Below are 23,937 nucleotides of genomic sequence, written 5' to 3'. Positions count from 1 at the left end.
GTAGTGTCCCCTCTTTTTTGCGAACGTTTGTCGCCCGGCGCTACTTGCCCCGAATGGAGCGTCCACCGGCTCGTCCGCCCCCATGAGCCGGCCAGGGAAGAATGGAGTGTTGTCATGGAATGTCAAAGGGGCCGCGGCCGGCAATGCACAAAAGCCGGTGGCAAATTCCGCCCTGTCGTCTATGAAGAAGGGAAGACGAAGGGAAGCAGTCCATGAAGATCGCCACTTGGAACATCAACGGAGTGAAGGCGCGCATCGCAAATCTCTGCGAGTGGCTGAAGAGTTCCGCGCCCGACATCGTCTGCCTCCAGGAGATCAAGTCGGAAGACGCCGGCTTTCCGAGACTGGAGATCGAGGCGCTCGGCTACCATGTCGAGACGCACGGCCAAAAGGGCTTCAACGGGGTAGCCCTGCTTTCGAAAATCAAGCCTGACGAGGTCAATCGCGGCCTGCCCGGCGATGACGGGGACGAACAGGCGCGCTTCATCGAAGGCGTGTTCTCGGTCAAGGGCGGGGCGCTGCGCGTCTGCTCGCTCTACCTGCCGAACGGCAATCCCCCTGACGATCCGGTAAAGTATCCCTACAAGCTCGCCTGGATGGAGCGGCTGAAGACGTTCGCCGAAGACCGTCTCGCGCTCGAGGAACCGCTGATCCTCGCCGGAGACTACAACGTCATCCCCGAGCCTTACGACTGCCATGACCCGTTGGTCTGGGCCGGCGACGCACTTTTCCTGCCGCAGACGCGCGAGGCGTTCCGCCGGCTCGAACATCTCGGCCTCGTCGACGCAGTGCGCGCGACGACCGACGAAACCAAACTCTATTCCTTCTGGGATTATCAGGCCGGTGCGTGGCAGAAGAACAACGGTATCCGCATCGACCATCTTCTGCTCTCGCCGGAGGCGACCGACCGCTTCCGGGCCGCGCAGATCGAAAAGCACGTGCGGACGTGGGAAAAGCCCTCCGACCACGTGCCGGTGTCGGGCTGGTTTGATTTCGAGGCGGCCTGAGGGCAGCCGTCATTCCGGCTGGTGGTAGATCTCCGGAGCGAGCGCGATCGCAACACGGCGGTCGTCTTCGCTGGAAAGAGAGAAGGCCTGCTCCTGCAGGTCCTGCATCCACAGACAGTCCGACGGTTTGCACTTGTCCAGTGCAGCGGTCATGAAGGCGAGACCGCGGACACTCTGGCCTTCCTGGAAAATCAGGTTTCCGAACACCGCCATGGCGCCGGGATGCCCGCTCTTGCGCGCCAGATTGAGCCACTTCTTGGCTTGCTGGATACTGGCCTTGCCGCCCTCACCCGACAACATCATTCTGGCAAGCTGGAACTGCGCCTCCGGCACGCCGAAGGTCGAGGCGACCTGGAAATAGAGTTGACGCGCCTGCGTCAGATCGATCTTGACCGGGCTGCCCGGAATGCCCTTGCGATAATAACCGGCAAGCGCGAGCAGCGCGTTGACGAAGAAGCCGGTATCCTCCGAACCGGGCTCGACGCCCTGGCTTGCGATCTCAGTATAGATCTTGAATGCCTCGAAATCGTCCTCGACGACGCCGTCGCCGTCCGCATACATGTTCGCCAGCGCCCAGCGCGAGCCGGTATGCCCCTTCTCCGCGGCATAGCGATAGGCTTCGACAGCCTCCTGCTTCTGACCGTTCTTGTAGGCCTTGAAGCCGAACTTGAAGAGGTCGAAGGGTCCTGACTCCTTGCTCACGCCGGCGTTGATGTCGAAGGCGTGGCCCGCCGCCGTCCCGGCCAGGACGAAAAGCAGCGAGGAGAACAGCAGCTTACCCGGATATTTCCAGTCTGGCGTTTGCATGATTGCGTATTTCTTCCACATCACCACAGACGACGGTAGCCTTCGAGGCCTCGTCCGGCTCGACTTACCATGTCCGTGAAACTATTGTCCGCGACACTGGTGAACATACCGTTCACCGTCACGCCTCCTCCGGCATGCTTTGCTTTGCCAGGCATCGAGAGGTCATCGGCGACCTTCATCAAGGTAGTTTGTATTTCGGGCAAGACTGCGGCTGTGGAGGTCGCGAGCGCCAAAAAAAACAAGGCGCAATCCCTGGATACCGATCTTCTCGGCGCATCTGCGGGATTCAGAAGGTTTTCTGCGGCTACAAGGCTCATGTCTTACTCAACCGACGAACTACGCAACACCCAACTCAAGCATTCGTCACGGCATCGCTGCGCTCAGTTTGTGGCGGGAAATGGACAAAATCCCCGGATCTCCGGCACCCCTGCAACGATAGGGAAAATGTTGCAGATTCATCACATCCTGGAGACTGCCACAACCATATACAGCGAAAAGCCCGGACGAACCGGGCTTTTCAGTATCAAGCAAAGTGTCTTCAGAAGGTGATCCGGTAGGAACCCGAGACCGCGTATGCCCAGTCTCCGTCTGCCGTAGCGTCATAGCTCGCACCGTCCGCCAAGGACTGGCTGCCTTCGGTCAGGTAGCTGACCGCGCCACCGAAACGAAGCTCGCCGGGACCCGCTTTGACGGAAACGCCGGCCGCGACCGACCAAGTGTCGGAGTAGATGTCTGCACCGGTGCCGACGCCGCTGTCCCAGGTGACGTTCACCGTGCCAGCGAACTGTTCGTTAAACTGGTGGGCTACGCCGGCCTGAAGCGTCCAGCCGTCCTTCCAGTTGTAAACGTCCTGCTGGGGCGTGTAGCCACCCGGCGCCATCGGATTTCCGACGCTGTAGTCGAGGGTCTGCAGAACACTCCAGTCTGTCCACTTGACCGAGCCGTAAACCAGCCAGCCGGGCGCTACACCCGTCTGCAGGCTGAGCTTCAGCGACTGCGGCAGCGTGCCACTACCGAAGGCGTCCTGCAGTCCGAAAGGCGCGATCGCCGGATCCCAATCGAACGAGCCCTCATCGGCATCGTGCTTGACCTTGGAGCGATACATCAACTGCGCGCGCATCGCATATTCCGGGATGTCGTAGGCGACACCCAGGCGATATCCGAAGGCTGCGTCATCCTCCAGCTTCAAATCGCCGCGATACGCGTTCGCGGTGTACTTAAAGTCCTGCAGGAAAACGCCACCGAGAAAATGGACGCGCCCCTTGCCAGCCTGCGCACTCACGTCGCAGGTCGCACCATATTCGTTGGTGGTGAAATCCTTGTGGCTCGCTCCCGCGCCGCCGCTGGCGAGGCTTGCCATCTGAGCCTGCGGACCATAATCCGCGTCGGCACCGAAGGGCTGTGTATACGTGAATGCGCAGCCCAAGTTCTCCGATACCTGAAACTTCGCGGCGAAGCTCGGAATCCAGAAGTCGTTGCTATATTCGTCGTCGGTGGCCGCAGCGCCTGCGATGGTGTCAAATTTGCGATGCGGAGAAACATAAATGACGCCGCCCCGCGCCACATACGTACCGTCCTCGAACAGGATGTCGGTATCGGCTTCACCACGGCTGAAGCCACCGGCATTCGCCACCGACGCCAAGGCGCCGAAACCGACTGCGAATACGACACCGGACCTAAAAAATTGCTTTGCCATATCTCTCCCCACTCCAAGGCATTGCGACTGCGAGCATTGTAATCACGAGCTTCGATATCACAACGTTACCACGCGAGAGATCGCAGCCGCCGGAAACTGCCAAATTTACGTAAAAATACTGACGTGGACGTAAGATATCAAAAACTGAAGAAAATATTTCCGAAAGCTTCAACTCGCCTGACTCATCTTGGAACATTTTTCCAACACACGCGCAATCTGTTGCCGTTTGAACACACTCACAGATTTGTGATGTCCGTATCCGTGCGGGTTTCCACCGAAACGGTCGACGCAATTTTTTTTGCCGAATCAAATCGATAATGAGAAAGCCGCATGCCATTTCGGCATGCGGCTCCACCAAAACCCGACGAAAGTCCGGAGAGGGGCGTTGGGCGGCGGCGACTCAGCCGGCCTCCGCCAATCGCCTCACTGCCGTCTCAAGGCTCGCGCGCTGGATCTCCAGTTCGCCGTAGCGCTCGCGTTCGGCGGCGACGACGTCCGGATTGGCATTGGCGACGAACTTTTCGTTGGCCAGCTTGGAAGCGATCCTGTTCATTTCCTGGTCAACCTTGGCGATCGCTTTCTCCAGCCTGACCCTTTCCGCGCCGATATCGATCAGGCTTCCGAGCGGCAGGCAGGCAGTCGCCTCGCCGATGACGATCTGGGCGGCGCCCTTCGGCGCCTCGGCGGCAAGCGAAATGCTCTCTACGCGCGCCAGCCGCTTGATCGACGCTTCATGGCGCCGCAGACGTTCCTGCGTCACGCCATTCGCAGCGACGACGACGAGTGGCGCAACGGCTCCGGGCGGCACGTTCATCTCGGCACGCGCCGAGCGGATACCCGACACGAGATCGATCAGCCAGTTGATGTCGCTCGCAGCGCCCTCGTCGGCAAAGTCGGGCGCCGGCCATGCCGCGTGGCAGAGCAGGGTTTCCCGCTCGCTGCCCTCGCCCGCCGTATGGGCCCAGAGTTCCTCCGTGATGAAGGGCATGAAGGGATGCAGGAGCTTGTAGGTCTCTTCGAGCACGTAGGCTGCGCAGGCCTGCGCCTCCTTCTTGGCAATCTCGTCCTCGCCCGCAAAGACCGGCTTCAGCAGTTCAAGGTACCAGTCACAGAACTGGTTCCAGACGAAGCGGTAAAGGGCACCCGCCGCATCGTTGAAGCGATAGTTGGCAATTCCCTCCGTCACGTCGCGCTCGGTCCGCGCGAGTTCCGTCAGGATCCAGCGGTTGATTTCGAGTGTCGTCGTCTCCGGAAGGAAGTGCGGATCGGTCGCGGCACCGTTCATCTCGGCGAAACGGGTCGCGTTCCAGAGCTTGGTGCCGAAGTTGCGGTAGCCGGCTATACGGGCGGGGTCGAGTTTCACGTCACGCCCCTGCGCCGCCATGATGGCCAGCGTGAAGCGCAGCGCGTCGGCGCCGTATTCATCGATCAGTTGCAGCGGATCGATGACGTTGCCCTTCGACTTCGACATCTTCTGGCCGTTCTTGTCGCGGACCAACGCATGCACATAGACCGTATGGAAAGGCTCGACCGGCGTGCCGTTCTCGTCCTTCATGAAGTGCATCCCCATCATCATCATCCGGGCGACCCAGAAGAAGATGATGTCAAAACCGGTGACCAGCACGTCGGTCGGATAGTACTTGGCGAGCGCCTCGGTCTTCTGTGGCCAGCCGAGCGTCGAGAACGGCCAGAGCGCGGAGGAGAACCATGTGTCGAGGACGTCCTCGTCACGCGTCAGAATCTCGCCCGGCGCGAAGTTCTCAAGCTTCTCCTCGACCCAGGCCTTCCAAGGACCTTCATGCGAGATGTAATGCTGAATGGCGGCGTGCAGGGCCTCTTCCTCGGTCTTCTCGACGAAGACCTGGCCATCCGGGCCATACCAGGCGGGAATCTGGTGTCCCCACCACAGCTGGCGCGAGACGCACCAGGGCTGGATGTTCTCCATCCACTCGAAATAGGTCTTTTCCCAGTTCTTCGGCACGAATTTCGTGCGGCCTTCACGAACCGAAGCAATTGCCGGCTTGGCGAGCGTCTTGGCGTCGACATACCATTGTTCGGTCAGCCGCGGCTCGATCGGCACCCCACCGCGGTCGCCGTGCGGCACCATGTGCTTGTGCGGCTCGATCCTGTCGACCAGCCCTTCAGCCTCGAGGATCTCGACAATCTTCTTGCGGGCGGCGAAACGGTCGAGCCCTTCCAGTTCGGACCAGACCATCTCCTGCTCGCGGGTCGGCGTCAGTCCTTCGAGGAAATCGTCATTGCCGACGATGCCCACCGTCGCATCGACATTCAGGATGTTGACCATGCCGAGGCCGGCACGCTTCCCGACCTCGAAGTCGTTGAAGTCGTGGGCCGGCGTCATCTTGACGGCACCGGTGCCGGCGGTCGGGTCCGGATACTCGTCCGCGACGATCGGAATGCGGCGCCCGACGATCGGCAGGATCACGTGCTTTCCGACGATCTCCTTGTAGCGCGCATCGTCCGGATGGACGGCGACGCCGGTATCGCCGAGCATGGTTTCAGGACGGGTCGTGGCGACGACCAGATAGTCGCGCGTCTCCCATTCGGTCGGATTGCCATCTTCATCGAAGGCGACCGGATGCTGGTAGGTGACGCCGTCTTCCAGCGGATAGCGCAGGTGCCAGAGATTGCCGTTCACCTCGATCTGCTCGACCTCGAGGTCGGAGATCGCCGTCAGCAGCTTCGGGTCCCAGTTGACGAGCCGCTTGTCCTTGTAGATCAGCCCCTCCTTGTAGAGGCTGACGAAGACCTCGACGACCGCCTCGGAAAGGCCCTCATCCATGGTGAAGCGTTCGCGCGACCAGTCACAGGAGGCCCCGAGACGGCGCAACTGGTTGAAGATCAGGCCACCGGATTCGTTCTTCCACTCCCAGACCTTCTCGACGAAGGCGTCGCGACCCATTTCGCGCCGTCCGGGAAGCTGGCGCTCCATCAACTGCCGCTCTACGACCATCTGCGTCGCGATGCCGGCATGGTCCATGCCCGGCTGCCACAGCACGTCCTTGCCGCGCATGCGCTCGAAGCGGATCATGATGTCCTGGAGCGTATTGTTGAGCGCGTGACCCATATGCAGCGAACCGGTCACGTTCGGCGGCGGTATGACGATTGTGAAGCTGTCCTCGCCGGCCTGGGCATTGGCGCCGGCGCGGAATGCGTCCGCATCCTCCCAGGCCTTGGCGATTTTCGGTTCGACTGACGTGGCGTCGTAGGTTTTTTCGAGCATTTCCTGACCAAACCCAGAAAGCGTTGAAGGGATCAACACGATTGATGTCATTTAAGCGGTAAACCGGACGGGGCCGCCAGTGTCAACAAGAAAGCCGCCCCGGACACCGGAGCGGCCTGTTCCTGTCTTCGTTGAGGGAAACGTCAGCGGCGCGGGCCGCGCGCGACCCGTTCGATCTCCTCGCGCACCAGCCGTTCGACGAGCGTCGGCAGATTGTCGTCGAGCCATTCCTGCAGCATCGGGCGAAGCATCTCCTCCGCCATCTCGTCGAGCGAGCGACGCTGGCTGCCGTCGATCGCCTCGGCGAGTTCGCCGAAGGAACGGGCGACCTGCTCGTGCGTCTCCGCCGAGACGAGCGCCTTGCTCTCGCTCTCGGCCGACTGCAGTGTTTCGATAACCGCCTCTGCACCCACATCTGCCGCAACGAACGTCCCTGCCGGAACGGCGGAATCCCGCACCGCTTCCCGCTCGGGCTCGACCTGCGGGACCGACGAACGAAGCTCGGCCATCCGGCTCGTCATCACCGGGCTGACGGAGGGCGAAGCCTCGACGGGGCGGCCGACCACAGGTTCAGGGATACGCTGCTCGACGTGCTCGTTGGACGAGCGGACGCGGGCGGCGAGATCGGCAAGGGAAATGTTCTTCGGGGCCGGCTTTTCGACCGGCTCGACAACCTGGAGGGATGCGGCTCCTCGGTCGTTTGCGGGATACATGGCGGGTGCAGCTTCGCCGATCGCCAGCGCAAGATCGTCGTCACCGTCCTCGTCTTCGTAGACCGGCGGCAGGGAGGCGGAATCCAGCTTGGCGCTCTCCGGATCGTTGCTCTCGATGATCCGGCGGATCGATGCCAGGATCTCTTCCATCGACGGTTCACGCGCTACGCTTGGCTGAGCCATATTCTTCCCCGTTTTCCCTGAAGATTCAACTGTCGGCGCGGCGACCGATTATTGATTCGTTCTCAGCTTAGGATACTCCTAAGGGGAAAAAAATCACGCCGCAGGCTCGCTTCGGCGTGATGCACAGGTTTATTCGGGAGGAAAGACCTCAGCGGCCGTCGACGGTGCGCAGGCCGATCCACTTGTCCTTGACCGCCTCGTAGTGCACCTCGGAGCGGTATTCGGCAACCTCCAGCCCCTGACTCTGGACCGTCAGCTTGCCGGATGCAGCAAGGACCGAATAGCTCGCGACGACAGCGTTCCGCTGGTAGCTGACGAGGCTCTCCTTGGCCTGAAGCACGGTATCCTGGGCATTCAGGACGTCGAGCGTCGTCTTCTGCCCGACATTGCGCTCCTCGATGACGCCCTGGAGAGCGAGATTGGCGGCGCTCAACTGCTTGCGTGCAGCCGAAATCGCCGCGGTCGCGGCCTGCATTTGCGCATAGGCCGAAGTCACCTGCTGGAGAACTGCCGCGCGAGCCGAGTCGACCATGATGCGTTGTTCGCCCAGCGTCTCCTTCGCCTGACGGATGCGGCCGAATTCCGCACCGCCCTGGTAGAGCGGTACCTTCAGCTGGGCGGTGATCGAGGCGCTCGAATAATCCGTATCGCTCGTATTGGTATTCGATGTCGTATGGCGGCCGACATTGCCCTGGATGACCACACCGGGAAGCAGCATGCCTTCGGCAGACTTCACCTGATAGCCGGCAGCATCCACCGCATGCAGGGCGGCAAGTACCGACGGATGCTCGCGGATTGCCGAGGCGACCGCGTTGTCAAGGCTCGACGGCAGCGCCTTGCTCGCCGGATTGGGCTGCTTGATCCCGGAGGGCATCTCGCCGACGACCTGCACATAGGTCGCCTCGCTCTGCTTCAACTGGGCGATCGCGGCGGCGAGAAGCGCCTGCGCACCGGCAAGCTGCGCCTCTGCCTGGCTTACGTCGGTGCGAGTACCCTCACCCACTTCGAGACGGGCGTTCGCCGCGTTCAGCTGCTCCTGCAGGAAGGCGAGGTTCTGCTTGCGGATGACCACGATCTGCTGGTCGCGCGCCACGTCCGCATAGGCCTGTGCGGCTGCGAGCAGTATGGAAATCTCATTGGCCTTCAGGTTTTCACGGCTGGCGAAGACGCCCGCTTCCGCTGCTCGAACATTGTTCAGCGTCTGAAATCCATCGAAGATCATCTGCGTGATCGAGAGGCCGACGTCCGTCTGATTGTAGTCATTGGTGTAGCCCGAGGGCATGCCGCTCATATGACTGACCGACAATTGCGTCGCCGAGGCGGTTGCCGCGACCTGGGGCCTCATGCCCGCCTTGGCGATGGTGACGTTTTCGTCGGTCGCCCTCAGGCGTGCCCGCACGGCGTTGAGATCGGGGTTGTTCTCATAGGCCTTTGCCATGGCGCCGAAGATTGTTTCGGCGGCCGCCATTCCCGGCATCAGCGCCAAGACGGACGCCAAGCTGACGGCACATACGGTCTTTCGAATGAACGACACGGGACATCAACTCCAATTTTTCCGCCGATCCATCCCGTCGTGAACCAAAACCATGGACTCAGTTCCGGGCCGGCGCGGCCGCTCCCCTCACCTAGATGACCCGGCGTTCGCAAAGCCGCAACCCGGGCTGGCCGGCCGCAAAAAGAAAACCGATTCGACGTTGCCAAAAAACAACATGCCGCATCGGTTCGATCAAAGGCAATTCGGGACGGCTCCGCCGTCCCCGGCCAATATGTCGCAGGTACGGTTCAGAAGACGAATTCTGCGGCCTTGCGGAAGCCCGGCAGCGGCTTCACCGACGTGTTGAAATGCTCGCCGAAGGAGGACACGCCGTGCGCGCGGACGTAGAGCCGTGCGCGGGCGGCGTTGCCGTAGCCGACGACGGCGACCAGTCGTCCCCCTTCGTGGAGCTGGGACAACAGCGCCTCGGACACCTCCTCGACGGCGCCGTTGATGAAGATGACGTCATAAGGGCCCTCGCCGGCATAGCCTTTTTCAAGTTCGCCGGTCACCACCGCCACGTTGTCATAGCCGAGTTCGGAAAGCGTTGCCGTCGCGTTCGTCGCGAGCGTCCCGTCGCACTCGACGGCGACCACGGAGCCGGCAATCTGCGAGAGAATCGCCGCTGCGTAGCCTGCGCCACAACCGATCTCAAGGACAACATCATCCTTGGTGATCGCGGCGAGCTGGACGAGCTTGGCGAGCGGCGAAGGCTCCATGATGTAGCGGGGCGGGTTGCCGTCCTTGGCGGGCGCAATCTGCAGGTCCTCGTCGATATAGGCGAGCGGCTTCAGGTCAGCCGGTACGAATGCCTCGCGCGGTACCGTCAGGAACGCCGAAAGCACGGAATGCGACGTCACATCGGTCGTGCGTATCTGGTTGTCCACCATCTTGGTGCGTGCAGCTTCGAAGTCCATCATGATTGTCGTCCCACTTGCGGCCGGGTGTCTGTCTCTGGGCGTGTCATAATTGCAGGAAGGCTCGCTTTCAAGGCTTCCCCTTCGGGATCAGGGGAAATCGCGACGAACTGATCTCGAAAGCACAGACAAAACGGAGGGGAGAGCCGACATGCGGGACAAAAACAAAGGCCGGTTCGGAAACCGAACCGGCCTTGCATTCAGCATTTCTGCTGAGAAATCTGGCTCCCCGGGCCGGATTCGAACCGGCGACCTGTCGATTAACAGTCGAATGCTCTACCGCTGAGCTACCAGGGATCACCGCTCGCCGCGGCGTGAGGGGGCTAATACAAACGCTTGCTCGATTTGCCAAGCGGTTTTTTCAAAAAAATGCCGTCCCCTTGTTCAAATCTCCTCAGTCCCCATCTTTTCCCCCAGGCAGGACAAGGTTTTGGCGCCTTTCGATGATATAGGTAGCAAATGGCCGAGAAGAAATATCGCATCGACAGGGAGAAAGGACGCCTGATCCTCGGGCGTTGGGAGCTGCCCTTTCCCCGCTCGCGCAACGGGCGCGTCGCCGTGGGTTCCGGCCTCGTCGCCGGCGGCATCCTCGGCTTCCTCCCGGTCCTCGGCTTCTGGATGATTCCGCTGGGCCTGCTGATCCTCTCCCAGGAACTGCCCGCCGTTCGCCGGCGCAGGCGCAAGGCCGCGATCTGGTGGCGCAAGCGCTATCCGCAGGTCAACCGCGCCGGGCGTTGAGCTCGACCCGCTTTCTCCCGCGCAACGAGATACCCGACAAAAAAACATGCCCGCGCAGTGGTTCCCCCTTGCGCTCGTCTTTGATCCGTTCTAAACGCCCGTCACCACTCGCTTTTAAAGCATCGGACGGCCTCGTGGCGGAGTGGTTACGCAGAGGACTGCAAATCCTTGCACCCCGGTTCGATTCCGGGCGAGGCCTCCACCGCTCTCCGATATCGCTATTTCGCCCGGGCTCGTACGGACTAATTCGGTCCCTCCTCTCTTGCATGTCGTTCGTGCCCGATCTGCTTCTCTTGCGGAACATTCCCGTGGCCAATGCGTTTGGCGGTGCCGGCGTGCGCACCCCCCTGAGGCGCGGCGGCAAAAAACGGCATCGTTCCCCGCTTCCTCCCCCGGGAAGCGGGGTTTGCCGTTTCTGGTCTCGTTCCTGAAAAAAACTTCCGTCTAGATGGAACAAAGAAGCCGGAGACGCGTTTGTCGCGATCGCCGGGCCGCGCCATCCATCTTGTGCAGTCCTGCGAGGTTGCTCCCAGCCCGGTCTCTACTCGGAGACGGAATAACTTGCGGCGGGTACGAACCCGCCGCATTTTTCGTTTCTCGCCGGCCCGCGAAGGAGGCGCTTCGGAACAATCCCTGTCCGCGACCATTCTTCTCCGGAACCTGCGAAGGAGAAAACGATGAACCAGCTCATCTATCTTGTCGGCCTCGTCGTCGTGGTGATCGCAATCCTGTCCTTCTTCGGCTTTGCCTGAGCAGATACATCATGCCGTAGCCCGTTCGCCTTGCCTCCCGTATAAGATTCCTAAGGCAACGAAGGGCGAAACGGCAGATGCACGATGCAGGCGGCACCCCGGTCATTCTCTGGTTCCGCAAGGACCTCAGGCTCGGCGACAACCGTGCACTGGCTCATGCTGTGGCGACCGGACGGCCGGTGCTTCCCCTCTATATCCGCGAGCCGGACAATGGGCCGCTCGGCCGCGCGCAATCCTGGTGGCTGCACCATTCACTTGCCGCCCTCACTCGCTCGCTGGAGAGACTGGGAAGCAGGCTTCTGCTCCGCAGCGGCCCTCCCCGTGCCGTTCTCTCGACGCTGATCGCTGAAACCGGCGCGACCGAGGTGCTCTGGAACCGGCGTTACGATCCCGGTGGAATCGAATCCGATTCGGCCCTCAAGGCGGCGCTTCGTGCCGACGGGGTCACCGCCCACAGCTTCCCGGGACAGCTGCTGCACGAGCCGGCGCGGATGAAGACGGGCACTGGCGGCTTCTACCGTGTCTATACGCCCTTCTGGCGCGCCTTCGAAAGTTCCGGGGAGCCCGAGGAACCTCTCGGCGCGCCGACCGCCCTGCCCGCACCGGACGTGTGGCCGAATACCGAAACGCTCGACGACTGGCGCCTCCTGCCGACGAAGCCGGATTGGGCCGCGGAGTTCCGCAAGGTCTGGACGCCGGGAGAAGCCGGCGCCCAAAGGCGGCTCCAGGATTTCATCAAGGCCGGACTTCAAGGCTATGCCGTCGGTCGCGACTTTCCCGCCGAACCGCATGTCTCCATGCTCTCGCCACACCTCGCTCTCGGTGAAATCTCCCCGGCGCAGATATGGCACGCGACCCGCGGACTTGCCGACCGTGTGCCGGCACAGGACCTTACGACCTTCCGCAAGGAGCTCGTCTGGCGGGAGTTCAGCTATCACCTGCTCTTTCACTTCCCCGAGCTCGCACGGCGCAACTTTTCGGGAAAGTTCAGCGGCTTTCCGTGGCGCAGCGATCCGGAAGGGTTGCGACGGTGGCAGCGCGGCGAGACCGGCTACCCGATCGTCGATGCCGGCATGCGGCAACTCTGGCAGACCGGCTGGATGCACAATCGCGTGCGCATGATCGTGGCCTCGTTTCTGATCAAGGACCTGCTGGTCGACTGGCGCGAGGGCGAGCGCTGGTTCCGCGACACCCTCGTGGACGCCGATCCGGCGTCGAATGCCGCGAGCTGGCAATGGGTCGCCGGTTCCGGCGCGGATGCCGCTCCCTTCTTTCGTATCTTCAACCCGGTCGGCCAGGGCGAGAAATTCGATCCCGAGGGCGTCTATGTCCGCCGCTTCGTGCCCGAGCTCGCGCGCCTCGGTGCCCGCTATATCCATCGCCCGTTCGAAGCGCCCGCCGCAATCCTTTCCGAGGCCGGCATCGTCCTCGGCAACACCTATCCGCGACCGATCATCGACCACAAGATGGCGCGCGAACGGGCGCTCGCGGCGTTTCGCGGGCTCGGTGGCTCGGGCGCCGGATAGGCAGTTCTTGCCGTCCGCGGTCGGCAAAGCACGGTTTTTCTATGCCCGCGCGCCGCAGGAGAACCGAATTCCTTGTCTTCTTGGTCTTGAGATTTGAAAAGTCGCTCCTTAATCTTCCGACAGAGAGAAGGCTCATCCCATGGCATTTCATCCCTCCGTCCTCGAGGCGATCGGCAATACGCCGCTCATTCGGCTGACGAACGCCTCGGAGGCGACCGGCTGCACCATTCTCGGCAAGGCGGAGTTCCTGAACCCCGGCCAGTCTGTCAAGGATCGCGCCGCGCTCTACATCATCCGCGATGCCGAGAAGAAGGGCCTGCTGGCGCCCGGCGGCGTCATCGTCGAAGGTACCGCCGGCAATACCGGCATCGGGCTCACGCTGGTCGCCAAGGCGCTCGGTTACCGGACGGTGATCGTCATCCCCGAAACCCAGAGCCAGGAAAAGAAGGATGCGCTGCGTCTTCTCGGTGCCGAGCTCGTCGAGGTTCCGGCCGTTCCCTACAAGAACCCGAACAATTATGTGCGGCTCTCCGGCCGACTCGCCGAACAGCTGGCGAGAACGGAACCGAACGGCGCGATCTGGGCAAACCAGTTCGACAACACGGTCAATCGCGATGCCCATATCGCGACCACCGCGCGCGAAATCTTCGCGCAAACCGAAGGCAAGGTGGACGGCTTCATCTGCGCCGTCGGCTCGGGCGGCACGCTGGCCGGCACGGCGGCCGGGCTGCGGGAATTGAAGCACGACGTCAAGATCGGCATCGCCGATCCCGAGGGCGCCGCTCTCTACGAATTTTATCGGAATGGCGAACTGAAGTCCTCCGGCTCCTCGATCACCGAGGGCATCGGCCAGGGTCGTATCACCGCCAACCTCGAAGGCTTTACGCCCGATTTCGCCTATCAGATCCCCGATTCGGAAGCACTGCCGATCATCTTCAACCTTGTCGAGCAGGAAGGGCTCTGCCTCGGCGGCTCGTCCGGCATCAACATCGCCGGCGCGATTCGCCTTGCCCGCGAGCTCGGTCCGGGTCATACCATCGTGACCATGCTCTGCGACTACGGCAACCGCTACCAGTCCAAGCTCTTCAACCCCGCCTTCCTTGCGTCGAAGGCCCTGCCGGTCCCCGGCTGGCTCGAGACGACAACCGAATTCGATCTGCCTTTCGAGGCCGCATAGGGAGACACCATGCCAACGACCGCCCTCTACCGCGACGATTTCTATCTCTCCACCTGCGAAGCGGTGGTGACGGCGGTCAACGAGGACGGCAGCATCGAAACCGACCGGACCTGCTTTTACGCGACCTCGGGCGGCCAGCCGGGGGACACGGGTTTCCTGGAGCGTACCGACGGTTCGAGGATCACGCTCGACGTGACCCGGCACGGCGCGACGAAGGACATCATCCTTCACATGCCGGCGGAGGGGCAGGATCTTCCGGCGGTCGGAGAAACGCTCGTCATGCATGTCGACTGGCCGCGCCGGTACAAGCTGATGCGCATGCACACCGCCTGCCACCTGCTCTCGGTCGTCTGCCCTTTCCCGATTACGGGCGCCGCCGTCGGCGAGGACGAGTCGCGCGTCGACTTCGACATGACGGAGACGATCGACCGCGACACGGTCACGAGCGAATTGATGCGGCTCGTCTCCGGGAACCATCCGGTCTATGTGCAGTGGATCACCGACGAGGAGCTTGCCGCCAATCCCGGCATCGTCAAGTCGAAGAACGTGCGCCCGCCGGTCGGAATGGGCCGGGTGAGCCTCGTCTGCATCGGCGAAGACTCCGCCGTTGACAGCCAGCCCTGCGGCGGCACACATGTTTCCGAGACCCAGGAGGTCGGGGCGATTCACATCGCCAAGATTGAAAAGAAGGGCAAGGAGAACCGCCGGTTCCGCATTCGTTTCGGAACGCCGGATGCCCTTGCCTGACGGCAACGGGAGAAAACCATGCCTGCGGAGAAAAGCCGTTTCGTCGTGTCCGCCGATTGGGTGGAAAAACAGCTCGGCGCCCCCGAATTCAAGATCGTCGATGCGTCCTGGTACCTGCCCGCGCACGGCCGTAACGGTGCCGCCGAATACGCCGCCGGGCACATCCCCGGTGCGGTCTTCTTCGACCAGGACGTGATCGCCGATCAAACGACCGGGCTGCCGCATTCGCTTCCCTCGCCGGAACTCTTTGCCGAGGAGGTCGGAAAGCTCGGCATTTCGGCGACAGACACCATCGTCGTCTATGACGGCCCCGGCATTTTCTCCGCGCCGCGCGTCTGGTGGATGTTCCGCGTCATGGGTGCCCGCAACGTCTACGTGCTCGACGGCGGCCTCGATGGCTGGAGGGCGGAAGGCCGACCGCTCGAAACGGACCTGCCCGAACCGGCACCGGCCAACTTCATCACCAATTTCCAGCGTGAACGGCTGACCTCTTTCGACGAGATGCAGGAGATCGCCGGCAGTGGCTCGCGTCAGATCGCGGATGCAAGGCCGGCCGGCCGCTTCACCGGCGACGAACCGGAGCCGCGCGAGGGCATCCGTTCGGGGCACATGCCCGGTGCCCGCAGTGTGCCGGCCCTTTCGCTCTCCGAGGGTGGACACCTCAAGGACCTCGCCAAGCTGCGCTCGATCTTCACCGATGCAGGGATCGACCTCATGAAACCCGTGGTGACAAGCTGCGGCTCCGGCGTGACGGCAGCGGTGATCACGCTCGCGCTCGAATCGCTCGGCCATCGCGACAACACGCTCTATGACGGCTCCTGGTCGGAATGGGGCGGCCGAGCCGAAACCCCGGTCACCACCGGACCCGCCGGACCTGTCGCACCGAGGGCACACGGCCCGCTTCGCGCGCACGTCACACGGCTTGAGATGACGACGCCGCCGAAGGCAAGCCTACCCGTGCCGGTCAATATCCAGACGGCGATCATGCGGGCGGTCGAAATTCCGCTGCCCTTCTACCGCTTCCTGCAGCGCCAGGTCGGCGGACGCTGGCATTGGCATGCCCGGCTGCGCATGAACGACACCGAACTGCGTGCGATCGTCCACGACCCGAAGGTCAGCATCAACGTTCTCTACGTCAACGGTGCGCCTGCCGGCTTCTTCGAACTGGCACAGAAGAACGAGGACGTCGTTGAGCTTTCCTATTTCGGACTGATGGAGCACGTGCTCGGCATGGGCCTCGGCAAATGGTTCCTGCTGCAGGCACTCTATCTCGCCTGGCAGAGCAATCCGAAAAAGGTGACGGTCACGACCAACACGCTCGATCATCCGCGCGCCCTGCAGCTCTATCAACGCTTCGGCTTCTCGCCGGTAGAGACCTTCGACGCGCTCGTCGAGCCGCTCACCGAGGAGGAACTGCTTCAGATGATCCGCCGGGATGCGGCCTCCCCGTGAGGCCGCGCGGCGTCCGTCATTTCGCCTTGTTCAGCAGGTAGTCGGCAATCAGCGTCATGTGCATCTGCGCGAGTTCGTAGCAGTAGGTGAGCTCGCGTTCACCCGGATGCCAGACGGCGTTCGGCTGGCCGCAGGCCTTGGCCGTGACGCGGATTCCGTCCTTCAGGTTATAACTCTCGGCGAACACGTCCCGCACGACCTCCAGCAGTCCCGCCGACTGGATCATCGAGGCGTAAGCAGCGAGCTCCTCGTCGGCGGCCTTTTCGTAGGTCACCTTCATGTCGGCCTTCTTTCCGTCGGTCCGATTGTGCGGTGCAAGCAGGCTCATCCAGCTCTGTGCCGTCTGCGCGTATTCGACGGCGCATTCCTCACGCCGCTCCTGCGGATAATCGATCGAGTCCGCAAACTGCTTGAAGCCTTCGGCGTCGTTGCCCACCATCATGCAGACCATCTGGTAGGCACGCTGTTCGTCGAGCCCGTGACTGTCCCAGAAGGCGAACTCGTCACCGTTTTCGGCACTCTTGTCGCTCGCAAGGAACCAGCCGTCGGCCGAGTCCGTGATCGCCTGGTCGAGCGTCTCGTCATGGGCCTCGAGAAGCAGGATGGACGACAGCGCGTCCACCGCATCTTCCTCGCGGCCGAGCACCGGCAGGCCGAGCTCGGAAACCAGCATGTGGCCTGCCTCGTGGAAAAGAACGAAGATTGCATTGCCGGTGACGAAATTGACGGCTTCAGTCATCTGTTCGTCGTTGAGCTTGCCGAGATCGAGCACCTCTTCCGACCGTGCGGCATGAGGCATGGCGAACGCGACGCAGGCAAGCGCCGCATGCATTAGTTTCCTGAGCATAATCCCCCCGAATTCTACAGCCCGATCACATTGCATAGTGCATCCGGGCACGCGGCGACAATCTGCGCAAACAACCAAATTTGGGCCGAACTTTTCGCAACCCGGCAGGAAACGGGTGGCCTGCGAACGACCGGGTCGGAAAATGGTGCCATCGAAAGGAGACACCATGTCCATGATCCGATTTTCCGCCTTATCGTCTGACACCGCAGCCGGCTATCGCGAGGGAGAGCCCGACGCCTATGGCCTTGCCCCGGAACGACGTATCTCCGACGGCGACGGCGTTCCCTGCCGTCACTGTCTGCGTCTGGTCGGCGCCGGCGAGCCTTACCTCATTCTCGCGCACCGCCCCTTCCCCGAACTCCAGCCCTATGCGGAGACCGGCCCGATCTTCCTGCATGCGGAGGCCTGCGAACGTTATGAAGGCGAAGATGCGCTGCCGCCGATCCTCCGCCATCCGAGCTATATCCTGCGCGGCTACGGCAAGGAGGACCGGATCGTCTACGGTTCCGGCGCCGTCGTTCCGCGCGAAGAGATCAGGCAGTATGCCACTGAGCTTCTCGAACGAAACGACATCGCCTACGTGCATGTGCGTTCGGCCACCAACAACTGCTATCAATGCCGTATCGATCGAGCATGAGTGGAAATGCGAACGACCGGCCAGAAACTGGCCGGTCGCGAAGCCTGCAAGAATATACTGCCGTCCTTACGTAACGGAATGCCTGTCGCGGAGGCGCAGCTTTACGTTACGCAACGTTAAGGACCATCTCCGGCGCATGCATCTCGTAGCCGAGCGCTTCGGCGACCGGGCGGTTGGTGATGCGCCCGCGGTGCACGTTGAGGCCATTGCGCAAGTGCCGGTCTTCGGCGAGAGCCCGCAGGCCGCGGTCGGCGAGCGCCAAGCCGTGCATGAGGGTGGCGTTGTTCAGCGCCTCGGTCGAGGTGACCGGTACCGCGCCGGGCATGTTGGCAACGCAGTAATGGACGACGCCGTCGACTTCGTAGGTTGGATGCGAATGAGTCGTCGCATGCGAGGTCTCAAAGCAGCCGCCTTGGTCAATCGCAACGTCGACGATGACCGCCCCCTTCTTCATGCCCGAAAGCATTTCACGGGTGACGAGCTTCGGCGCGGCAGCACCCGGGATCAGCACGGCGCCGATCACCAGGTCGGCGGCGAAGACGGCCTGTTCGAGGCTGTCGATCGTCGAATAGAGCGTGCGCACGCGACCGGTGAAGATGTCGTCGAGCTGGCGCAGGCGCGGCAGGGAACGATCGATGATGGTAACTTCGGCACCGAGGCCGGCCGCCATCCGCGCAGAATGCAGACCGACGACGCCACCACCGATGATGGTGACCTTGCCCGAAAGCACGCCGGGAACGCCTCCGAGCAATACGCCGCGGCCGCCATGGGCCTTCTGCAGCGCCGTCGCACCGGCCTGGATCGCCAGGCGACCGGCGACTTCCGACATCGGAGCGAGCAGCGGCAGGCCGCCGCGGTCGTCGGTCACCGTTTCGTAGGCGACGGCGGTAACGCCTGATTCGAGCAGACCCTTCGTCTGCTCCGGATCGGGAGCGAGGTGGAGGTAGGTGTAGAGGATCTGGCCTTCACGCAGCTGCGCCCATTCCGACGGCTGCGGTTCCTTGACCTTCACGACCATGTCGGCACGAGCGAAGATGTCCTTGGCCGAACCGACGATCTCGGCGCCGGCCGCAATATAGGCATTGTCATCGGCGCCGATGCCGCCGCCGGCGCCGGTCTCGACCATCACCTTGTGACCGTGCGCCACGTATTCGCGCACGGCGCCGGGGGTCAGCCCGACGCGGTACTCGTGATTCTTGATTTCCTTGGGGCAGCCTACCAGCATTTTTGTTCCTCTCTTGGGCGTTTTCGCCTCGGGTGTCTTGACCCCAAATTTGAAGCACCGAAGGCACCAAATGTCCTTGCAAATTTCGTTTTTGAGCATCATTAATTGGCCTATTATTGCGCCCAATGACGAATTCATCGAAGGATATTCGAATGCAGGAACTGGATGCGATTGATCTTGCGATTTTGAAAGCGCTTCAGCAGAACGGTCGCATGACAAACGCCGAGCTCGCCGAGAAGGTCGGCCTCAGCGCTTCGGCCTGTTCGCGGCGCCACGACATCCTCGAGCGATCGGGTGTGATCAGTGGCTATCACGCGCGGCTTTCGAACAAAGTACTCGAATATAAGATGATCGCAATCGTGCACATCTCGCTTTCGGGCCAGTTCACAAAGACGCTTTCGGATTTCGAGGCCGCGGTCAAGCGTTGCCCGAACGTGCTCGTCTGTTATCTGATGTCGGGAGAATATGACTATATTCTCCGCGTCGCGGCCAAAGACCTCGAGGATTACGAGCGTATCCATCGCGACTGGCTGTCCGCCCTGCCGCATGTGGTCAAGATCAACTCCAGCTTTGCGCTCCGCGAGATCATCGACAGGCCGAATGTCGGCCTTTGAGGCACTTGGCGACAATTTTAGTGACCGGATTCAATTACCGGCAAAAAAATCCCCTTATGGTTGCGCTTTTAGGCAGCCTTTTCGGGGGAAACATGACGAAATCCAATCTGAACCTGGAGACGCGCCGCACGCCGCGGCAACGCTGCCGGCTCGACAGCAAGGTCAAGTATCTGCAGCAGGAAGCTGCGGCGCGGATGGTCGACGTCTCCCGCACGGGGCTCGCGCTCGAACTCGCCACACCGCTTCACGCCGCCACCGGCAGTACCGTACAGATCCACAACGATCACCTGGGGCTGATAGAAGCCACGGTGCGCTGGCGCAAGGCGAGCCGTCTCGGCGTTGAAGTCCTCAACACGAGCAATACGCTCGCACAGATGTCCGCTTATTTCCGGCACTTCCACAAGGAAATCCGGCCCGTCGTCACCCGCTGAATTGCGGGTCCATGACGTTGCGCATCGCGCCGGCGAAGGAATATGTCCGCCGGCTTCGGCGCGACGGCGCCCGTATGCTGCGCCGTTTGCGCGCCTGCGAAGAGCAATGCCGGCTGCAGCCCACAAGCCCGGGATACAACCGACACATGCCTGTCATTTTCCGGATGCACTTGTGCCCAAACGGCTCTAGTCTTGCCCGTCGCGAAGACAGCCACCGGAGGAACAGCCTACATGTCCCTGTCTGATCTGCATCCCATTTCGCGCCGCAGTCTCCTCGGAGGCTTCGCAGCGACCACCGCCCTCATCGCGCTCCACCCCTTCGCAGCCAGGGCGAACGGCAACCAGGCGCATTTGCGGCTCATGGAGACCACCGACATCCACGTCAACGTGCTCCCCTACGACTACTATGCCGACAAGCCGAACGACACGATGGGACTCGCCCGTACTGCCGCGATCATAGATCAGATCCGTGCCGAAGCCGGGAACTCGATGCTGATCGACAACGGAGACCTGCTGCAGGGCAACCCTATGGGCGACTACATGGCCTATGAGAAAGGCATGAAAGCCGGCGACCTGCATCCGATCATCAAGGCGATGAACGTCCTCGGCTACGATTGCGGCACGCTCGGCAACCACGAATTCAACTACGGCCTCGACTTCATGTTCAACACCCTCGGGGGGGCAAACTTCCCGATCGTCTGCGCGAATCTTACGAAGGGCATGCTTGCGGATGATCCCAAGAAGGACGAGCTCTATTTCAAGCCCTACACCATTCTCGAGCGCAAGATTCGTGACGGCGCCGGCAACGAGAATCCGATCCGTATCGGCTTCATCGGCTTTGTGCCGCCGCAGATCATGGTGTGGGACGCCAAGAACCTCGAAGGCCGGGCACAGACGCGCGACATCGTCGAGACGGCGCGGGCCTGGGTGCCGGTGATGAAGGAGGACGGCGCCGACCTGATCGTCGCGCTGTCCCACTCCGGTATCGACGGGCACGGCCAGAGCGAGCGCATGGAGAACGCCTCGCTCTACCTCGCCGGCGTCGCCGGTATCGACGCGGTCTTCACCGGCCACCAGCATCTGGTCTTCCCCGGTCCGAAGACCTGGGACGACGTGCCCGGCGCCGACCCGGTGAAGGGTACGCTGCTCGGCAAGCCGGCGGTGATGGGAGGCTTCTGGGGCTCGCACCTGGGGCTCATCGACCTCCTCCTGGAGAAAGACGGTGCGAGCTGGAAGATCGTCGACTTCACCTGCGAGGCGCGGCCGATCTATCATCGCGACGACAACCGGAAGATCGTCGCGGACGTGTCCGACAAACCAGAGGTCGTCGCCTCCGTCAGTTCCGAACACGACGCCACGCTGCAGTACGTCCGCACACCGGTCGGCAAGACCTCGGCGCCGCTCTATTCCTATTTCGCGCTCGTCGCCGACGACCCGTCGGTGCAGATCGTCTCGAATGCGCAGACCTGGTACATCCGCGAAATGCTGAAGGACTCCGAATACAAGGACTATCCGATCCTTTCGGCAGCGGCGCCCTTCAAGGCTGGCGGACGCGGCGGTCCCGACTATTATACCGATGTCGCCGCCGGCGACATCGCGATCAAGAACGTTGCCGACCTCTATCTCTATCCGAACACTGTACAAGCGGTGCTGGTGACAGGCGAGCAGGTCAAGAACTGGCTCGAAATGTCGGCCGGCATGTTCAATCAGGTGGCGCCCGACGCAAAGGACGCGCCGCTCCTGAACCCGCACTTCCCGTCCTACAATTTCGACGTGATCGACGGCGTCACCTACCAGATCGACCTCGCCCAGCCGCCGAAATACGACGGTGACGGCAAGGTCATCAATCCGGAGGCCAACCGCATCGTCAACCTGCACTTCGGCGGACAACCGATCGATCCCGGCCGCAAGTTCGTGGTGGCGACCAACAACTATCGTGCCGGCGGCGGTGGCAAGTTCCCGGAAATCGCAGCCGACAAGGTGATCTTCGTCGCTCCGGACACAAACCGCGACGTCATCGTCCGCTACATCGTCGACCAAGGCCAGATCAATCCGTCCGCTGACGGCAACTGGTCCTTCGCCCCGAACCGGGGAGCGACAGCGATCTTCGAGACGGGGCCGAAGGGCCGGCAATATGCGAAGGACATCAAGGGCGCGAAGATCGAGGAGGCTGGCGACGGAGCGGAGGGCTTTGCCAAGTTCCGCCTCATCCTCTGAAGCCCGGGCACGAAGTCGGAGGCGGCCTCAGATCAATCTGTCCGGCCGTCCCTCCGTGCGGTTGCGGCCGGCATTTTTCGCCCGATAGAGGCGATGGTCGGCCGCCGCGAGGAGGCTTGTGAAATTCGCACCGTCTTCCGGTGCCGTCGCAACACCGATGCTGACGGTGACGGGCTCGCCGCCATGGTCACGGACACCCGCGACGATCTCCTGCCGCATCCGCTCCGAGATCAGCATCGCGTCGGCATGATTGGCCTCCGGCAAGACGACGACGAATTCCTCGCCCCCGTAGCGGAACAGCAGGTCGCCGGTGCGGGTGCCGCGATGCAGTTCGTCGGCCACCGCGCGGAGCACGCTGTCTCCGTAGAGATGGCCGAAACGGTCGTTCACCGCCTTGAAGTGATCGACGTCGACGATCGCGACGCTCAGCGCCTTGCGGCGCTCGAGAGATTCCCGCGTCAGGCGTGGCGCCTCGATCTCCATGCGCCCGCGATCGAAGGCCCCGGTGAGCACGTCGCGTCCTGTCCGCGCCAGCAGGTCCTCGTAGCGTTCGCGAAAGGTCAGATCGGTGAAGACGTCCCGGATCGGGCGGCGCGCCAGCACCATTCCCGGATCACGGAAGAACATTTGATAAAGCGCGAACATCGCCGAATAGAGAAGTGCCGCCGCCATCTTGGCTTTCCAGCCGCCTCAGAACACGGCCGCCGGCGCGTCATAGAGGTAGGCGAGCAGACCATAGAAACCGAGCTGGTCGAAGGTGAGCACCAGCACGCTGCTGGCCGCGATGCGCGTGAGCGCCGGACCGGGGAACAGGCGACCGATCCGCTCGTAGAGCAGGATGATCGCAAGCGAGTCGATGTAGAGAAGAGCGGTCCCCCAGAGCATCAGCAGCCCCATCTCGCGCAGGAATTCCACGTCCGCCGTCTGTCCGGGCGTCAGCGAAACCGTATGGTGGAGCAGCAGGAACTGGGCGATGACCAGCGTTACGGCATTACCTATGAACAGGCCGTAGATCGGCTGGCGAACGGTTGCGGCGTCCTCCTTGATGTAGAGCATCAGGATCATCACCAGCTTGCCTGCGAAAAAGATCGACGAGCCCGGCGAGACGATACCGATCGGCAGATCGACGTAGAAGACGGCGGCCAGATAGGTCTCGACAAAATGCATGACGCCGAGCGCGGTCAGGAAGACGCCGAGTCCGATGCGGTGGCGAAAGTGAAGGAGAGTGGTCAGAAGGGTGAAGTACAACACCGCCTCGACCACGAAGAGCGCAAGATTCGTGCTCTGGTTCATCCCCGTTTTGCCCCCTTGCCCCTACGCCTTCAGCCGAGCCGCGCGGTTGCCATGCAGCAGCGCTCCGGCGAATGCGCCGCGAGTCGCTATACCCTAGCGTAGTTCTGAATTTGAAGATCGTCCCGGTGCAAGCCGCGGAATGCGAAAACCGTCCGAATCCCTCAGCTGTTTTGCGCCAAA

General features: G+C 62.2%; 19 protein-coding genes, 2 tRNA genes and 1 pseudogene. 12 read left to right on the top strand and 10 right to left on the bottom strand.

Annotated elements, in window-relative coordinates; all coding sequences use genetic code 11:
* Positions 1-212: 212 nt before the first annotated feature.
* Positions 213-1,007 (top strand): exodeoxyribonuclease III, encoded by a 795-nt coding sequence (gene xth / locus ACM6UT_RS20445; protein WP_416799185.1) that lies wholly within the window; start codon positions 213-215, stop codon positions 1,005-1,007.
* Positions 1,008-1,016: 9 nt separating this feature from the next.
* Here xth and exoR read toward each other — a convergent pair whose 3' ends face one another.
* The gene (gene exoR / locus ACM6UT_RS20440; RefSeq protein WP_416799184.1) at positions 1,017-1,814 is read right to left on the bottom strand and encodes an exopolysaccharide production regulator ExoR; all 798 of its coding nucleotides are present in this window, start codon (positions 1,812-1,814) and stop codon (positions 1,017-1,019) included.
* A gap of 69 nt (positions 1,815-1,883) precedes the next feature.
* Between exoR and ACM6UT_RS20435 the strand changes: the two genes are divergently transcribed.
* Entirely contained in the window at positions 1,884-2,363 is a 480-nt protein-coding gene (locus ACM6UT_RS20435; RefSeq protein ID WP_416799183.1) for a hypothetical protein, read from the top strand.
* On the opposite strand, the gene ACM6UT_RS20430 is transcribed toward ACM6UT_RS20435, so the two are convergent.
* The 6 genes from ACM6UT_RS20430 to ACM6UT_RS20405 all read right to left on the bottom strand — a co-directional run bounded on the left by ACM6UT_RS20430 (position 2,353) and on the right by ACM6UT_RS20405 (position 10,398).
* Entirely contained in the window at positions 2,353-3,510 is a 1,158-nt protein-coding gene (locus ACM6UT_RS20430; RefSeq protein WP_416799182.1) for an OmpP1/FadL family transporter, read from the bottom strand. The genes ACM6UT_RS20435 and ACM6UT_RS20430 overlap by 11 nt on opposite strands.
* Positions 3,511-3,910: 400 nt before the next feature.
* Positions 3,911-6,754, bottom strand: a complete 2,844-nt coding sequence (locus tag ACM6UT_RS20425) for a valine--tRNA ligase (RefSeq protein WP_416799181.1) — start codon at positions 6,752-6,754, stop codon at positions 3,911-3,913.
* Positions 6,755-6,897: 143 nt separating this feature from the next.
* On the bottom strand, positions 6,898-7,650 hold the full coding sequence (locus tag ACM6UT_RS20420; protein WP_416799180.1) for a PopZ family protein: 753 nt from the start codon (positions 7,648-7,650) through the stop codon (positions 6,898-6,900).
* Between the two features lie 148 nt (positions 7,651-7,798).
* Positions 7,799-9,127, bottom strand: a complete 1,329-nt coding sequence (locus ACM6UT_RS20415; RefSeq protein WP_416799217.1) for a TolC family outer membrane protein — start codon at positions 9,125-9,127, stop codon at positions 7,799-7,801.
* Between the two features lie 305 nt (positions 9,128-9,432).
* A complete protein-coding gene (locus tag ACM6UT_RS20410; RefSeq protein WP_416799179.1) occupies positions 9,433-10,104 on the bottom strand; it encodes a protein-L-isoaspartate O-methyltransferase family protein in 672 nt (223 codons plus the stop codon).
* A 219-nt stretch (positions 10,105-10,323) separates the two neighbouring features.
* Positions 10,324-10,398 (bottom strand) — tRNA-Asn (locus tag ACM6UT_RS20405).
* A 162-nt stretch (positions 10,399-10,560) separates the two neighbouring features.
* On the opposite strand from ACM6UT_RS20405, the gene ACM6UT_RS20400 reads away from it, so the two are divergent.
* The 6 genes from ACM6UT_RS20400 (at position 10,561) to sseA (ending at position 16,493) form a co-directional block, all read left to right on the top strand.
* On the top strand, positions 10,561-10,839 hold the full coding sequence (locus ACM6UT_RS20400) for a PGPGW domain-containing protein (protein WP_148154869.1): 279 nt from the start codon (positions 10,561-10,563) through the stop codon (positions 10,837-10,839).
* A gap of 128 nt (positions 10,840-10,967) precedes the next feature.
* A tRNA-Cys gene (locus tag ACM6UT_RS20395) sits at positions 10,968-11,041 on the top strand.
* Between the two features lie 627 nt (positions 11,042-11,668).
* The gene (locus ACM6UT_RS20390; RefSeq protein WP_416799178.1) at positions 11,669-13,117 is read left to right on the top strand and encodes a cryptochrome/photolyase family protein; all 1,449 of its coding nucleotides are present in this window, start codon (positions 11,669-11,671) and stop codon (positions 13,115-13,117) included.
* 139 nt (positions 13,118-13,256) lie between these two features.
* On the top strand, positions 13,257-14,294 hold the full coding sequence (locus ACM6UT_RS20385) for a cysteine synthase A (RefSeq protein ID WP_416799177.1): 1,038 nt from the start codon (positions 13,257-13,259) through the stop codon (positions 14,292-14,294).
* 9 nt (positions 14,295-14,303) lie between these two features.
* On the top strand, positions 14,304-15,041 hold the full coding sequence (locus tag ACM6UT_RS20380) for an alanyl-tRNA editing protein (RefSeq protein ID WP_416799176.1): 738 nt from the start codon (positions 14,304-14,306) through the stop codon (positions 15,039-15,041).
* An 18-nt stretch (positions 15,042-15,059) separates the two neighbouring features.
* Complete coding sequence (gene sseA, locus ACM6UT_RS20375; RefSeq protein WP_416799175.1) at positions 15,060-16,493, top strand: 3-mercaptopyruvate sulfurtransferase; 1,434 nt, start codon at positions 15,060-15,062, stop codon at positions 16,491-16,493.
* A gap of 16 nt (positions 16,494-16,509) precedes the next feature.
* Here the strand turns inward: sseA and ACM6UT_RS20370 are convergent, their stop codons facing one another.
* Entirely contained in the window at positions 16,510-17,340 is an 831-nt protein-coding gene (locus tag ACM6UT_RS20370; RefSeq protein WP_416799174.1) for a DUF4344 domain-containing metallopeptidase, read from the bottom strand.
* Between the two features lie 166 nt (positions 17,341-17,506).
* On the opposite strand from ACM6UT_RS20370, the gene ACM6UT_RS20365 reads away from it, so the two are divergent.
* On the top strand, positions 17,507-17,977 hold the full coding sequence (locus ACM6UT_RS20365; RefSeq protein ID WP_416799173.1) for a DUF1203 domain-containing protein: 471 nt from the start codon (positions 17,507-17,509) through the stop codon (positions 17,975-17,977).
* Between the two features lie 106 nt (positions 17,978-18,083).
* Here ACM6UT_RS20365 and ald read toward each other — a convergent pair whose 3' ends face one another.
* Positions 18,084-19,202, bottom strand: coding sequence for an alanine dehydrogenase (gene ald, locus ACM6UT_RS20360; RefSeq protein ID WP_416799172.1), 1,119 nt, complete (start codon positions 19,200-19,202; stop codon positions 18,084-18,086).
* Between the two features lie 152 nt (positions 19,203-19,354).
* Between ald and ACM6UT_RS20355 the strand changes: the two genes are divergently transcribed.
* The 3 genes from ACM6UT_RS20355 (at position 19,355) to ACM6UT_RS20345 (ending at position 22,464) form a co-directional block, all read left to right on the top strand.
* Entirely contained in the window at positions 19,355-19,816 is a 462-nt protein-coding gene (locus tag ACM6UT_RS20355; protein ID WP_416799171.1) for an Lrp/AsnC family transcriptional regulator, read from the top strand.
* A 92-nt stretch (positions 19,817-19,908) separates the two neighbouring features.
* Positions 19,909-20,247: a PilZ domain-containing protein gene (locus tag ACM6UT_RS20350; RefSeq protein ID WP_416799170.1), complete on the top strand. Its 339-nt coding sequence runs from the start codon at positions 19,909-19,911 to the stop codon at positions 20,245-20,247.
* A 231-nt stretch (positions 20,248-20,478) separates the two neighbouring features.
* Positions 20,479-22,464 carry a bifunctional 2',3'-cyclic-nucleotide 2'-phosphodiesterase/3'-nucleotidase gene (locus tag ACM6UT_RS20345; RefSeq protein WP_416799169.1) on the top strand — a complete coding sequence of 662 codons (1,986 nt, stop codon included), beginning with the start codon at positions 20,479-20,481 and terminating at the stop codon, positions 22,462-22,464.
* Positions 22,465-22,491: 27 nt separating this feature from the next.
* On the opposite strand, the pseudogene ACM6UT_RS20340 reads toward ACM6UT_RS20345, so the two are convergent.
* Positions 22,492-23,757, bottom strand: a pseudogene (locus ACM6UT_RS20340) (GGDEF domain-containing protein).
* Positions 23,758-23,937 lie beyond the last annotated feature (180 nt).

It is taken from the genome of Ciceribacter azotifigens (assembly GCF_048159625.1).
Lineage (GTDB): Bacteria > Pseudomonadota > Alphaproteobacteria > Rhizobiales > Rhizobiaceae > Allorhizobium > Allorhizobium azotifigens.
Note: the sequence above shows the minus strand (reverse complement) of the source record. Positions and strands in the feature narration are given on the sequence as shown.